The 14144-nt window shown below is 54.0% G+C and carries 10 protein-coding genes and 1 pseudogene; 4 read left to right on the forward strand and 7 right to left on the reverse strand.

Translation table 11 applies throughout. The annotated features are described in order from the left end of the window. Window positions 1-40 precede the first annotated feature (40 nt). The 5 genes from recG to gmk form a co-directional block, all read right to left on the reverse strand. Window positions 41-2122: an ATP-dependent DNA helicase RecG gene (gene recG / locus CWM52_RS03870; RefSeq protein WP_100682883.1), complete on the reverse strand. Its 2082-nt coding sequence runs from the start codon at window positions 2120-2122 to the stop codon at window positions 41-43. Further along, the gene (trmH, locus tag CWM52_RS03875; RefSeq protein WP_100682884.1) at window positions 2123-2884 is read right to left on the reverse strand and encodes a tRNA (guanosine(18)-2'-O)-methyltransferase TrmH; all 762 of its coding nucleotides are present in this window, start codon (window positions 2882-2884) and stop codon (window positions 2123-2125) included. It lies immediately after the preceding gene. Between the two features lie 163 nt (window positions 2885-3047). Further along, the gene (gene spoT, locus CWM52_RS03880) at window positions 3048-5168 is read right to left on the reverse strand and encodes a bifunctional GTP diphosphokinase/guanosine-3',5'-bis pyrophosphate 3'-pyrophosphohydrolase (RefSeq protein ID WP_100682885.1); all 2121 of its coding nucleotides are present in this window, start codon (window positions 5166-5168) and stop codon (window positions 3048-3050) included. Window positions 5169-5186: 18 nt separating this feature from the next. Further along, window positions 5187-5462 (reverse strand): DNA-directed RNA polymerase subunit omega, encoded by a 276-nt coding sequence (gene rpoZ, locus CWM52_RS03885; RefSeq protein WP_006817787.1) that lies wholly within the window; start codon window positions 5460-5462, stop codon window positions 5187-5189. 54 nt (window positions 5463-5516) lie between these two features. Further along, a complete protein-coding gene (gmk, locus tag CWM52_RS03890; RefSeq protein WP_032690256.1) occupies window positions 5517-6140 on the reverse strand; it encodes a guanylate kinase in 624 nt (207 codons plus the stop codon). Between the two features lie 256 nt (window positions 6141-6396). Between gmk and ligB the strand changes: the two genes are divergently transcribed. Further along, window positions 6397-8076, forward strand: coding sequence for an NAD-dependent DNA ligase LigB (ligB, locus tag CWM52_RS03895; protein ID WP_100682886.1), 1680 nt, complete (start codon window positions 6397-6399; stop codon window positions 8074-8076). 5 nt (window positions 8077-8081) lie between these two features. Here ligB and CWM52_RS03900 read toward each other — a convergent pair whose 3' ends face one another. Then, on the reverse strand, window positions 8082-8699 hold the full coding sequence (locus CWM52_RS03900; RefSeq protein ID WP_100682887.1) for a trimeric intracellular cation channel family protein: 618 nt from the start codon (window positions 8697-8699) through the stop codon (window positions 8082-8084). A gap of 230 nt (window positions 8700-8929) precedes the next feature. Between CWM52_RS03900 and CWM52_RS26655 the strand changes: the two are divergent. Further along, a pseudogene (locus tag CWM52_RS26655) lies at window positions 8930-9075 on the forward strand (chloride channel protein); the annotation flags it as partial. A gap of 264 nt (window positions 9076-9339) precedes the next feature. Continuing rightward, window positions 9340-10503, forward strand: a complete 1164-nt coding sequence (locus CWM52_RS03910; protein ID WP_100682888.1) for a lipase family protein — start codon at window positions 9340-9342, stop codon at window positions 10501-10503. 735 nt (window positions 10504-11238) lie between these two features. Here the strand turns inward: CWM52_RS03910 and CWM52_RS03915 are convergent. After that, window positions 11239-13053, reverse strand: coding sequence for an SgrR family transcriptional regulator (locus tag CWM52_RS03915; RefSeq protein WP_100682889.1), 1815 nt, complete (start codon window positions 13051-13053; stop codon window positions 11239-11241). A gap of 253 nt (window positions 13054-13306) precedes the next feature. Here CWM52_RS03915 and CWM52_RS03920 point away from each other — a divergent pair, with 253 nt between their 5' ends. Beyond that, window positions 13307-14125, forward strand: coding sequence for a shikimate 5-dehydrogenase (locus CWM52_RS03920; protein WP_100682890.1), 819 nt, complete (start codon window positions 13307-13309; stop codon window positions 14123-14125). Window positions 14126-14144 lie beyond the last annotated feature (19 nt).

Below are 14144 nucleotides of genomic sequence, written 5' to 3' on the forward strand. Positions count from 1 at the left end.
GCGAAGCGTCCGGGTCTGACCCAGCGGGGCAGATCGGGTGCTAGGCGTTGGAATAGCGTTCGGTTTCCGGCATCCAGCGTTCAATAAGCGCCTGGGCCTGCTGAGAATAACGTTCGTGAATATGGCGAGCGATGCGCTGAACGTCCGGGATCATGGCCTGATCGCGCAGCAGATCGGCGACTTTAAACTCGGCGGTGCCGGTTTGTCGGGTGCCGAGCAGCTCGCCGGGGCCGCGGATTTCCAGGTCTTTCTGGGCAATGACGAAACCGTCGTTGCTGTCGCGCAGAACCTGCAGGCGTTTCTGCGCCGTTTTTGACAGCGGCGACTTATAGAGCAGTACGCAGTGGGATGCGACCGCGCCGCGCCCGACGCGTCCTCTGAGCTGGTGCAGCTGCGCCAGCCCCAGGCGTTCCGGGTTTTCGATAATCATCAGGCTGGCATTCGGTACGTCTACCCCAACTTCAATCACCGTGGTGGCGATCAGCAGGTGCAGTTCGCCCTGCTTAAAGGCCTGCATAACCGCCTGCTTATCTGCCGGTTTCATCCGACCATGCACCAGGCCGATATTCAGCTCCGGCAGCGCGAGCTTAAGCTCTTCCCATGTCGCTTCTGCCGCCTGCGCCTCCAGCAGCTCGGACTCTTCAATCAGGGTACAGACCCAGTAGGCCTGGCGCCCTTCCTGAGTACAGGCGTTGCGCACCCTATCAATAATATCGTGGCGGCGAGTATCGGGGATGGCCACCGTAGTGACCGGCGTCCGCCCCGGCGGCAGTTCATCGATAACCGAGGTATCAAGGTCGGCGTAAGCGGTCATTGCCAGGGTTCGGGGGATCGGGGTGGCGGTCATGATCAACTGATGGGGATGGAAGCCCTGCTGCTGGCCTTTTTCCCATAGCGCCAGACGCTGGTGGACACCGAAGCGGTGCTGCTCATCAATAATCACCAGCGCCAGGCCGTTGAACTGCACCTGTTCCTGAAAAATGGCGTGGGTACCGACTATCATCTGCACCTGACCGCTGGCGATGGCCTCCTGCTGTGCCTGGCGGGCTTTCCCTTTCTGTTTGCCGGCCAGCCAGCCCACTTCGATACCCAGCGGCGCGAACCACTGACGGAAGTTATTGGCGTGTTGCTCCGCCAGCAGTTCGGTCGGCGCCATTAGCGCCACCTGCTTGCCGTGAGCAATAGCCCGCAGCGCTGCGAGGGCGGCAACCAGCGTTTTACCTGAGCCGACGTCGCCCTGCACCAGACGCATCATCGGCACATCGAGCGCCATATCGCGTTCAATTTCGGCGGTGACTCGCTGTTGTGCGCCGGTCGGCTTAAAGGGCAGGGAGGCCAGCAGCTGGTTTTTGAATGTGTCGTTCGCGCTGAGCGCCAGGGCATGATAACGCTGGGCGCCAGCGCGCAGCGCCAGCATGCTCAGGTTATGCGCCAGCAGTTCTTCCAGAATTAAGCGCTGTTGCGCCGGATGCTTGCCGCTTTCCAGGTCGCTGAGCTGCAGCGATGGCGGCGGGCGGTGTAATGTGCGTAGCGCCTCCGGCAGGCTCATCATTCCCTGCGCCAGTTCGGGCGGCAACAGCTCGGCGATGGCACAGGTATCCAGTAATTCCAGCGCCTGATCGGTGAGCTTGCGCAGCGTCGCCTGCTTGATGCCTTCGGTGGTGGGATAAACCGGCGTCAGCGTTTCCTGTAGGTCGGGTGTGCTCATGTCACCCTGTACGCGGTATTCCGGGTGAATCATCTCCGCCCCGTATTTTCCCCGTTTGGCTTCTCCGTAGGCCAGCACGCGCCGGCCGGTCGCCAGGCTGTTTTTCATGGCGGCATTGAAGTTGAAAAAGCGCATGGTGAGAATACCGGAGCCGTCGCTGATCTGGCAGGTCATCATTCGGCGGCCGCCGAAGGTGATGTTGCTACTGAGAACTTCACCTTCAACGGTGGCGTAAACGCCCGGTAGCAGATCGCCTATCTGATAAAGATGGGTGCGGTCCTCATAGCGTAGCGGCAGGTGCAGAAGGAGATCCTGCACGGTATGCAGGCCGATTTTCGCCAGTTTGTTGCTTTGTGCCGCCCCAACGCCGGTGAGCGAATTGAGCGGGACCGCGTCTAACAGGCGACCGGACATTTACCCTTCATCCTTCAGACTGCGTCTTGTCTGGCCAGCGTCTGCGCGGTTGTCGCGCGAGCTGCTGTGAGCGGAACCGGAAGCCTGCATGGTTGCCCACCATGCATCATCGGCTTCGACTTCGCCCTGCGCATTCACGTAGGGGTAAGGCAGACCTTTTTGTTTTGCCACTCTGGCCAGTACCGGGTACCCGCCTTCAAACAGCAGGCGCTGCTGCTCTTCTTGCGGCAGCATGCTGTTCTCACGCTGATACATCCCTGCATTTTGCCGCTGGCGCTGGGCTTCATACAGAATCAGAGCCGAGGCGACGGAGACATTCAGCGACTGCACCATGCCAGTCATCGGAATGATGATCTCCCGATCGGCCAGCGCCAGCGCTTCCTGAGTAATGCCGGTTTTTTCCTGTCCCATCAGGATGCAGGTAGGGCGGGTATAGTCGATTTCACGGAAATCGACGGCTTTATCAGAGAGATGGGTAGCCAGGATCTGCATGCCCTGGCCCTTTAAATGGCTGACGGCATCGCCAATCGAGCGGTGGGTTCTCACCTGAACCCAGCTGTTACTGCCAGCGGCGGCAGAGACCATCGTGCGCATGTGGTTACTGGGCCAGATGGCGTGGACTTCGTGCACGCCAACGGCGTCTGCGGTACGAATCACCGCAGAGACGTTATGAGGTTTATGGACCTGCTCCATGCAGACCGTCAGGTCAGGCTGGCGCCTGGCGAGCATCTCGCAGATACGCGCATAACGCTGTGGATTCATAAACACGTCATCCTTCAAATTGCCTCGGCGTTAGCCGTACTCATTACCCACGGTTACCTACTCCTGTACGAGCCGGGTAATTCATTCGCTGGCCGCGTGACTGCCCGGCCCTTCTGGGCCGGTACCCGTGCGGCGCAAAACGCGAATGATTTAGTGCACAGAGCTAGTTTCGGTTACGGGTGACTTTTATGACATCCGGCATAACGCGAATTTTTCGCATAATATTCGCCAGATGCACGCGATCACGCGCCGTCAGGCGGATAAACGCGCTGTACACGCGCCCATCTTTCTCTTCGGTAGTCAGATTCTGAATATTGGAAGAGGCGGTGTTAATGGCCGCGGTGAGGTTCGCCAGCGCACCCTGGTGGTTAAACATATCCACCTTAATTTCGGTGATAAATTCCTGGGCGGTCTCTTTATCCCACTCGACGGCCATAAACTTCTCTGGCTCTTTCTGATAGCCACGAATGTTACGGCAGGACTCATGGTGAATGACCAGGCCCTTGCCGGGGCTGACGTGGGCGATAATCGGGTCGCCGGGAATCGGACGGCAGCACTTCGCAAAGGTAATCAGAACGCCGTCAGCACCCTTAATCGGCAGATGACCGTGACCTGAAGAGGCGCCTTGCGTCGTGGCGGCGACGGTTTCGCCTTGTTGCAGGTTTTTAGCTACCACGACGCTCATTGCGTTGCCGAGGCCAATTTCCGCCAGCAGATCGTCAAGGCTGGCCAGCTTCATGCGTTCCAGTTCGCGCTGAATGCTCTCCTGCGGGATTTCAGCCAGTTTACGGCTGCCGCCGAGGGCATGGTTGAGCAGACGGCGGCCCAGGCTGACGGAGTCATCGCGCTTAAGGTTTTTCAACAGCTGGCGAATTTTGGCGCGCGCTTTTGAGCTGACGACAAAGTTCAGCCACGCGGCATTCGGACGTGCGCCCGGCGCGGTGATGATTTCCACCGTCTGGCCGCTGGAAAGCGACTGCGACAAGGGGTATGGCTGGCGGTCGACGCGCGCGCCGACGCAGGCATGGCCGATATCGGTATGCACCGCGTAGGCGAAGTCCACCGGCGTGGCGCCAGCGGGGAGTTCGACAATACGCCCTTCAGGGGTGAAAACGTAAATCTCATCCGGGAACAGATCGGATTTGACGCTCTCGATAAATTCAAACGAACTGCCTGCGCTTTGCTGCAACTCCAGCAGGCTCTGCATCCAGCGCTGGGCGCGGATTTGCGCGGTGGTGCTGCTTTCGCCGCCGTGCTCTTTATAGGCCCAGTGCGCCGCAACCCCCATTTCCGCCATCTGGTCCATGTCTTCGGTACGAATTTGTACTTCAACCGGGACGCCGTGCGGGCCGATCATTGAGGTGTGCAAAGATTGATAGCCGTTCGCCTTGGGAATGGCGATGTAATCTTTCATCCGGCCAGGACGAGGCTTGTAAAGGCTGTGCATCTGGCCAAGCACGCGGTAGCAGGTGTCAGAATCCTGCACAATCACGCGAAAGGCGTAGATATCCATAATCGAGTGAAAACGCTGCTCTTTCAGCACCATCTTGCAGTAAATGGAGTACAGATGCTTCTCGCGACCGCTGACGCGACAGGGGATTCCCGCTTCCTGTAAACGTCCTTCGATTTCAGAGAGGATCTTTTGAATCATCTCTTTACGGTTGCCGCGCGCCGCTTTGACGACTTCTTTGATGACGCGATAGCGGTTAGGGTACAGCGCTTCAAAGCCCAGCTCTTCGAGCTCGGTTTTGATGTGGTGAATACCTAAACGGTGGGCCAGCGGGCTGTAGATCTCCAGCGTTTCGCGGGCAATGCGGCGGCGTTTATCCGGGCGAAGCGAGCCCAGCGTGCGCATGTTGTGCGTGCGGTCGGCAAGTTTGATCAGGATGACGCGGATATCCTGCACCATCGCCATAATCATTTTGCGAAAGTTTTCGGCCTGCGCCTCTTTCTTATCGCGGAAGTTGAGCTTATCAAGCTTCGATACCCCCTCTACCAGCTCAGCAACGCTTTTGCCAAAGAGCTGCTCCATATCCTGGTAGGTGGCAGGGGTATCTTCAATCACGTCATGCAGTAGCGCAGCCATCAACGTTTCATGGTCGAGTTTCATCTCGGCCAGAATGCAGGCTACCGCTACCGGGTGCGTGATATAGGGTTCGCCGCTTGAACGTGTCTGGCCCTCGTGAGCGTCACGTGCAACGAGATATGCCTGCCGAAGACGCTTAATTTGCTCTTCCGGCAGGTAATTTTGAATCAGCTGATTCAGGCTTTCAAACAGATACAAGGGCTACCCACTGCGTGATTAACGACGGCCTTCGGCAATAGCGGTAACGGCTTGTAATTCAGCGGCTTCCTGCTCTTGCTGTTCTTGACGATCGCGAACGTCGAGGATCTGGTTGTTGATCAGACCTTCTTCGATTTCGCGCAGCGCAATAACGGTAGTTTTATCGTTTTCTTCCGCTACCAGCGGATCTTTTCCGCCAACCTGCATCTGACGAGCGCGACGCGCGGCGACCAGTACCAGGTCAAAACGGTTACCAATTTTCTCTACAGCGTCCTGAACAGTTACGCGTGCCATACTTAAAATGCTCCACAGATGAAGAAATGACTGGGCATGATACTGAATGTGGGTTCAGTCTGCCAACAGTTTGGTGATTAAAGCGCCATGTCGCTGCTTTTGGCGGCTCATGCGCAGACGTTCGGCGCGAATAATGTTTTTCAGATCGCTCAGCGCGGTATCAAAATCATCATTCACAATAAGGTAATCATATTCCGCGTAATGGCTCATTTCTGCAACAGCCTGAGCCATACGTTTTGCGATCACCTCTTCGCTGTCCTGGCCGCGGCCACGCAGGCGACGGTCAAGCTCATCTTTTGACGGCGGCAGAATAAAGATACTGCGCGCGCCAGGCATTTTTTGACGGATTTGCTGAGCACCCTGCCAGTCGATATCGAGGAAGACATCGACGCCGGTTGCCAGTACCTGCTCGATGGTTTCGCGCGAGGTGCCGTAATAGTTGCCAAAAACTTCCGCGTGCTCAAGAAATGCGTCTCTGCTAATCATCGCCCTGAAATCGTCGTGATTAACGAAGAAATAGTGTTCGCCGTGCACTTCACCCGGACGCGGCGCGCGCGTGGTATGTGAAACAGAGACCTGGGTGTCGTACAGCGGTTGGGTTTTCAATAAAGCCTGAATCAGGCTGGATTTACCCGCGCCACTTGGGGCGGAAACAATATAAAGCGTGCCTTGAGCCATGAGAGTCTTTTGTATGTGATTGTCGAAAGAGATACTACATACGAGCCTATTATACACGGCGCCGCACCGTGACGCAGTCCCTGTCACACTTTTTGCTTCTGTTTCTTTCATTTTGCCAGCCGTTTCCCTGATTTCGCCGTGTATTGCGCAGCAGGCAAACAAAGTCTGGAAGCCCGATCGCAGCGTGATAAATCCGTCGTCGCCGAAAAAAACCGCCTTCCTGCAGAATGTTCGTGGGTAAACAGGAGGTGGAACCATGCATAAATGGATCTGGGTGATTGGCGCGTGGGCGGTGGCTGGATACGGGCAGGCTGCCTGTCCTGAATGGCCGCAGGCGCAGGCCATTCAGGAGGTATATCGTCTGAACCAACAGGTGACTGCCTGGAACAATGCGTACTGGCGACAGGGAAGCAGCGGGGTCAGTGATGAGGTATACGACCAGCTTTCGGCGCGACTCATGCAGTGGCGGCGCTGTTTTTCGCTGGTATCGCCCGCAGATAGCGATGATGTGCCGCCTGCAAGCGGAGAGGTCAGGCATCCGGTCGCCCATACCGGCGTGCGTAAACTGGCCGATAAATCGGATGTTGCGCGGTGGATGCACGGTAAAAAGGATCTCTGGGTGCAGCCGAAGGTGGACGGTGTCGCCGTGACGCTGGTGTATCGTCGCGGGCGGCTGGTACAGGCCATTAGTCGGGGAGATGGGCGAGCCGGGGAGGCGTGGACCGCAAAGGTACAGCAGATTCCCGCAGTGCCTAAGGTAACGGAGGGGGAACTGGCGAACAGCGTGCTGCAGGGGGAGCTTTTCCTGCAGCGCGACGGACATGTGCAGAAGCAGATGGGAGGAATGAATGCCCGGGCGAAAGTGGCCGGTGCTCTGCTGCGCCTCGATACCCCGGCGCAGCTCGCGGAGTTGGGGATTTTTATCTGGGCATGGCCAGATGGTCCTCAGGACATGGGCCAGCGCCTGGCCCTGTTGCGCAAGAGTGGTTTTCTCCACAGCGCATATTTTACCCAGCCCGTTACGGATGCGCAGCAGGTGGCACAGTGGCGAGAGCGCTGGCTAACCTCGCCTCTGCCTTTTGCTACCGATGGCGTGGTCGTCCGCCGTGGTCAGGAGCCTGCCGGGCGATTGTGGTCGCCTGGGCAGGGTGAATGGGTCGTTGCATGGAAATATCCGCCGGCGTCGCGGTTAATGGAGGTGCGCGGCATCCACTTTCGGGTCGGGCGCAGCGGCAAAATTTCCGTCGTTGCTCTGCTGGATCCGCAGCGCCTCGACGACAAGCGGGTTAAGCAAGTCAGTATCGGGTCGGTTTCCCGCTGGAGGCGCCTGGATATTGGCCTCGGCGATCAGCTACAAATCAGTCTGGCCGGTCAGGGCATTCCGCGCCTCGACAGCGTAGTGTGGCGGTCGGCGCAGCGTACGAAACCGCAGCCTCCCCCGGAACGGTTTACCCCGCTGACCTGCTATTTCGTCACGCCGGGGTGTGATGCGCAGTTTCTCTCACGGCTTATCTGGCTGTCGTCAAAACCGATTCTGAATCTTGATGGCGTGGGCGAGTCAGTGTGGCGCACGCTACAAGATGCGCGGCCGCTGGATCACCTGTTCTCGTGGCTGGCATTAACGCCAGCGCAGTTGCAGGAGATTCCGGGGATAACCTCCGGGCGAGGGCAGCGGCTGTGGCACCAGTTTAATCTGGCGCGCGAGCGGCCTTTTTTGCGCTGGATCCAGGCGATTGGCGTACCGATACCCCGGGTGGCGCTTGCTGGCCTGGCGGGGGAAAACTGGCAGCAGCTACAAGAACGTACCGAGGAACAGTGGCAGCGTCTGCCGGGCATGGGGGCCGGGAGAGCGAGACGGCTGGTTGCCTTTCTCCGGCACCCGGATGTTGCCGCGCTGGCGCAGTGGCTCAGCGGGCAACATATACCCGGGTTTTGAGGGGATCAGTGGGCGTTATGGTTGTAGTGAAAGACGGGCAGCCCCAGCTTCCAGCGCAGTGCCAGCAGGCGAGCGGTAAAGCCAAACAGCAAGGTGGAGACAACCACCACATCGTGGCTACTGACGTAATGCTGCAGGGCAATATAGAGAATAGCGGCCGCAAACGAAATGCCGGCATACAGCTCCTTCTGGAAAACCAACGGGATGCGCTTACAGAACATGTCCCGCAGTACGCCGCCAAATACGCCGGTAATCACTGCGGCGATGGAGGCGATCACCGGCCCTTCTCCCATATCCAGCGCGATTTGCGCGCCGATAATGGAGAACACCACCAGACCCAGGGCATCCAGGACCAGGAACAGACGGCGCAGATGGGGCATGACCGGCGCAGCAATGGTCGTTAACACTGCCGCGACGGCAACGATAATGACGTATTCCGGATGTTTTACCCAGCCCAGAGGGTAGTGGCCCAGCAGGATATCCCGGACTGAGCCGCCGCCCAGCGCGGTAGCGGTCGCAATGATGATGACGCCAAAAGTGTCCATCCGCCGGCGACCGGCTGCCAGAGCGCCAGTCATAGCCTCTGCCGTAATACCGATAAGATAAAGAATATGAAGCAGCATAGAAGATCTCCCGGATGATGGCGCGGAGATTAGCGATTTGTGCGACAGATCACGATTGAAATTTTCTAAGGTGAGTCATTTTGACCAAGATAAAGTAATGAATTTAATCTCTTCATATCAGCTATAAAAGGTTTTTTTCTAAATTTTTCATCTTCATTCATTAGAAAAAATAATGATTTCTATTCCCTGGCGAGTTTTATTCAATGCGCTATTAATACTCAATATTTAACCTCCGGGCTTTATCATTTTATTGTCCCCAGCTTCCCGGCAACGGTAAAGGTCCGATGCAGTTGGCTACCAGCGATGGTCTGGGCTGGCATACGGTGGTAATGCTGCTGGTGTTAAAATTGTTGTTATCCTGGTTGTGTTGCGGGGGCATTTATCGCCTGTAGGGCACTGGATAGAAAGTATTTTTTCTGCGCGATATGTGCAAATGACAATGGACGGAGAATCCGTCCTTTTAAACGGTAGTGCTCAGGGAGTTTTGAGCGACAGGATTACAACGTTATTGGTCGTTACTGGCGATCCGCCATGATCAACAGGTTGAAATCAGGATCGCCAGTTTCATTAAGCTAATATTAAGCTTTCGGCATTTACACTAAAGCGCTCAAGCACTAGTGATTAACAGGAACAGGACGTTATGAATCATTCACTCTCGAAATATCTGGCTTCCGCTACATCTGCATTAATGTTTTTTGCCATGAGTTCTTTACCTGCGATGGCGGAACAGAAAACGACTGCTAAATCCGATATTGTCTCTGTTCTGGCGGCAGATCATGGGTTAAGCGAAGCGGCTCAGCAGTATTTGCTGCATTATAAATCAGTCAGTGGAGTGGATGGGAAGACGATTCGCACTGATACCGCTGCGGTGTTTATTCCATTCGGTTCAACTCCGGAAGGGGGATGGCCTGTTGTCGTGTGGGCCCACGGAACCGTTGGTGTGGCTAATGCCTGCGCCCCTTCATTAAATGTGCGCAGCGTTCGGGATAAACAGTATCTTAATACCTGGCTGTCACTGGGTTTTGCTATTGTGGCGCCCGATTATCCAGGACTGGGCTCCAGCGGATTACACCATTATCTTAATGCCAGAGGAGAAGCCTGGAGCATTCTCGATGGCGTTCGCGAGTCTCTCAAAGAATTTCCATTGAAGAACGAAATTATTCTTGTGGGGCAATCTCAGGGGGCACATGCGGCGTTTTCAGCGGCAGGGTATCAGCCACAGTACGCGCCTGACCTTAATATCCGCGCAACGATACTCACAGGTACACCCTATTTTTCCAAAGGCACGAAGGCGAGCGATATTCTGCATTCCGTTGATGGTAAAGCGGTGCAGGGGGGCGATCCAAAAATTCCTTATCTGTTCTATATCTTTTTGTCGGCAGCGGATCTGCATCCGGAGTTAAAATCCTCTGATTATTTCCAGGATAAGGCGCTACCTGTACTCGAACAGGCTAATCATTTGTGCATCACGGCACTAACAGAGCAGGTGATGGAGCAAGGACTCAATGCCGGGAATTCGCTGAAACCAGCCGTTGAGTCACTGCTTGAAACCAGTATTGACGCTATGATTTACCCGACGCTCAGGATTGACCATCCGGTCTTTATTGGGATGGGTAGTGTTGATGTGAATGTCCCTACCATGATGCAGGAACGTTTTGCCAGAGCGGTAAAACAGGCAGGGACACAGGCGGAGGTTCATGTTTATCAAGGGTTGGATCATAGCGGAACCGTTAACCCATCATTGCGTAATTCGCTGCCTTTTGTCCTGAATGTACTAAAGGAAAAGCACCATCATATAAATTAGATGTTGGTGAGAAGAATATGGCGGGTAGGGGCTGATATCAAAATAGCTATTCTTATCTGCCAGCCTCGCCGATAAATAAACCGCAGCCCTCTTTTGTGAGAGCTGCCATGCTCAGGATACTCTTCCCTCGTGTGGCAAGGCATGGGGAGCCCGGATCAGCAGAAAAAGTTCGCTATGACACGGGCTTCCTGATTTTTCGACGGTAGCTGGATCAGATGTTGAGTTGTATTTTATTGTATTTGATTTAAGTGAATTTTTTATAATTACCTTTTTTGGACAGTTTATCAGAGGAAGAAATCATTACTTTCCTGAGTGAGCGATATCCGTCGCCGCTGGCTATCGGAAGACGTAAAACAGAAATTAGTGGAAAAAATTGGCGTCATAAACAGGTTGAACGACTATCTGATTTTCGTTGGCCGATACAAACGATAGAAATAATTGACGGCAAAGAACGGGGCGCATGGCAATATCGGTAAAAAGAGATAAAATTTGCCTGGAATAAATATTCTGCATGCGCCTGCAGAGAGCGAGAGAATCAGGATGACTTTGTGAAAAATGCCGGCGTAATGATCTGTCAGGGTTAAACAGGGATTTTATTCATCACAACCCATTTCAGATGGGATTAACAGATGAGGAGTAATCCCATGAAGTATTACTGAATTCTGCACTACGCTGAACGTGGGACTGATACGTCAGGAGGGCATCGTTACCGTTGGGTAAAAATTTTTTCCATTTTTATTCTGGCTCCATCCAGGTAGTACTAAAATCAAACCAGCCCAGATTATTCAGATGAATGCCCACAGCCTGGTCTGGTCCTTTCAGTCGCATCCAGTGATGAAATAAAGGTTGCAGCCATCCTTTACTGACTACATTCTGCATCAATTGTTCAGAATCGAGCACCCCGGCACGCCAGTGCTGTAACCAGTCATTGAACAACGGAGTATCCCCACCTGATATTGAATGTTTTAATAATGGCATCCCCAGCAGCCACACACCCACATTCCAGGTTTCCGGTACAGCAAAATTTACCGTACCCAGCCAGAGATCGGCCTCTGCTTCTCCTCTGGCCCAGCGATCATAGTCCAGTTGTATGATATCTAAGTGGATCCCCTCAACAGCCAGCATTTTTTTCATTTCAGCAGCCAGCATCGGATATTCCGGATGCTGTTGATGATATGCGAGACGTAACCTCAATGCGGGACTATCCGTCCCGGTGGCAAAAGGCATCAGAGTCGGGCCATTGTCCATACAGTGGAACCAGGTCGGTAGCAAGCTCCCGGTAGGCACCCAAAAGGGACGGATCTTTTCATCCAGTCGTTGGGCCAGCGAATAGGGATTTAGTTTTTCTCTGATCCAGCGCCTGCGCTCCAGAGCGCCCCAATGGGGTGAGCGACTGTCACACAGTAAAAAATACCCGCCCCGCTCAAGAAACATTTCCTGGAATAAATCAGAAGGTTTCCCTGTTAAACCCACCGCGAGACCAGAGGCGAAGTCGATGTCACTGATACTGGAGCTTAACCAGGCGGACGAGTTCACATCCAGGATTGGTCCACCACCTGTGTCATTTCCCACGGACGGCCGGGAGACAGCATCGCTCGTCAGATGTTCCCGGTTAGCGGGCTGCCCCAGGTCAGGCCATACAATCACCTCGATCTCATCAAGTAACCCCCGGAAACCAAAATAATGATCAAAAGCCCGCATAAGTAAATGCCATTCATCATTCTCACAAACCATATAGGGGCCGGTGCCGACAGGTTGGGCAGCAAAATTATCCCGTATAGCGTGGTCGGCAGGTAAAATCATGGCTGCCGGATCGGCTAATAGTTGCGGCAATAAATGATCCGGTTGGGTCAGTTCAATAGTGACGCTTAATACACCATGCTCATCAATTTTTTTTAGATGTGAAAACAGCGGCAATTGAGCACAGCGGGTTAATGAGACCACCACATCCTGGCTGGTGAGCTCACGTCCATCGTGAAATCGCACGCCAGGCCTCAAGAAAAAGCGCCAGTGCAAAGGATCAAGCATGCGCCAGTAATGGGCCAGATCTTTTTCAACTACCCCACTTTCGTCATTAATACGGGTGAGTCCATTAAATATTTGTCTGGCCAGATGGAGTTCCGAACGACGAAGTGGCGTACCCGGATAGAGATTGGGCATAGTGCGATAATAGGGAATACGTAACGACTGGTAATCATCACGGATGTTATATCCTAATCTGGCCCGCAGCAACGGTGCGATGAGGTGCTTTTCAGCCCCAAGTAGCTCAAGAGCAGCACCAAAGTTACCGGATTTCAACAGATGTTCAGCTTTTTCCATCCGCAATTGCTGTTCGCTGCACAACAGCCGTAGCCGGGCTTGATGGCCACGTCCCGGACTGGCATGCCACTCCAGCCAATGACGGGCTTGCATATCGACCAGCAGTGAACGCATGTGGCGCTTGCTGCAACAGAGCTTATCCGCCAGGCCCTGTAGCGTGATGTTCTCTTCTCTGTGGGGAAACAGAGTCAGCAGGCGTAAATACTGATGTTCAAGCCGTTGACCATACATAAAAGAGGAACCTTAAAGGGAAAAAGACAGCAATTTTTAATCTCATCGTTTTAGTCCATTATTTTTTCGACAGCAAGGAATACTGATCGAGATGCCACAAATAATGGATGTACCCTGCTGCCAGGACACATATCGGAGCCGGATGCATCAGATGGTTACTGAACCGATGGACATGGTTTAGTTTCGCAATCACCGATACTTTTCACCGCTGTGCCGGTAAAAGTGGCGAACTACTTTAGCTCAGGAATATGAAATGACCCTACATCTGAATAAAGACACTACTGTCTGCATGTCTCTCGCCGCAAGACCCAGTAATTTCGGGACGCGTTTTCATAATTATCTGTATGACGCCCTGGGACTTGATTATCTCTACAAAGCGTTTACCACCACCGATTTGGCGAGTGCTATCGCCGGCGTTCGGGCTCTGGGTATTCGCGGTTGCGCCATCTCCATGCCGTTTAAACAGGACTGTATCGCCCTTGTGGATGAATTAGACGCGTCTGCTAAAGCCATTAATTCAGTGAATACCATTGTGAATACTCACGGTTATCTGAAAGCCTATAACACGGATTATATTGCTATCACCACGTTGCTAAGGCAATTTCGGGTGCCAACCAGTCTGGTCTTCGCGCTGCGCGGTAGTGGTGGAATGGCCAAAGCAGTGGCTTGTGCTCTGCGAGATACTGGATTCAAAAAGGGATATATCGTCGCGATTGACGAAGAGAGTGGCCGCAGTCTGGCTGAATTATGCGGTTATGAATGGCGTCCGGATATGGAAGGGTTACAGCCAGGGTTATTGATTAACGCAACGCCGATTGGCATGACCGGCAGCGAAGACGCCGACAAAATGTCTTATACCCCAGACGAAGTCGATGCAGCCGACATTATATTCGATGTGGTCGCAATGCCGGAACAAACACCGCTGATACAATACGCCAGAGCAAAAAATAAAGTCGTTATAACCGGTTCCGAAGTATTTGCTATTCAGGCGGTAGAACAATTTGCCTTGTACACGGGGATTCGGCCCGACAAGGAGTTATTCCGTCAGGCCGCCGCATATTCCCGACAATAAATAATGAAATAACACTATT

This window comes from Raoultella sp. T31, assembly GCF_002806725.1.
GTDB lineage: Bacteria > Pseudomonadota > Gammaproteobacteria > Enterobacterales > Enterobacteriaceae > Klebsiella > Klebsiella electrica.

Bases quoted from the DNA above. Each gene is read 5' to 3' on its own strand.
- recG (WP_100682883.1), bottom strand. From the start codon at position 2,122: ATGTCCGGTCGCCTGTTAGACGCGGTCCCGCTCAATTCGCTCACCGGC.
- trmH (WP_100682884.1), bottom strand. From the start codon at position 2,884: ATGAATCCACAGCGTTATGCGCGTATCTGCGAGATGCTCGCCAGGCGC.
- rpoZ (WP_006817787.1), bottom strand. From the start codon at position 5,462: ATGGCACGCGTAACTGTTCAGGACGCTGTAGAGAAAATTGGTAACCGT.
- gmk (WP_032690256.1), bottom strand. From the start codon at position 6,140: ATGGCTCAAGGCACGCTTTATATTGTTTCCGCCCCAAGTGGCGCGGGT.
- ligB (WP_100682886.1), top strand. From the start codon at position 6,397: ATGCATAAATGGATCTGGGTGATTGGCGCGTGGGCGGTGGCTGGATAC.
- CWM52_RS03900 (WP_100682887.1), bottom strand. From the start codon at position 8,699: ATGCTGCTTCATATTCTTTATCTTATCGGTATTACGGCAGAGGCTATG.
- CWM52_RS03910 (WP_100682888.1), top strand. From the start codon at position 9,340: ATGAATCATTCACTCTCGAAATATCTGGCTTCCGCTACATCTGCATTA.
- CWM52_RS03915 (WP_100682889.1), bottom strand. From the start codon at position 13,053: ATGTATGGTCAACGGCTTGAACATCAGTATTTACGCCTGCTGACTCTG.
- CWM52_RS03920 (WP_100682890.1), top strand. From the start codon at position 13,307: ATGACCCTACATCTGAATAAAGACACTACTGTCTGCATGTCTCTCGCC.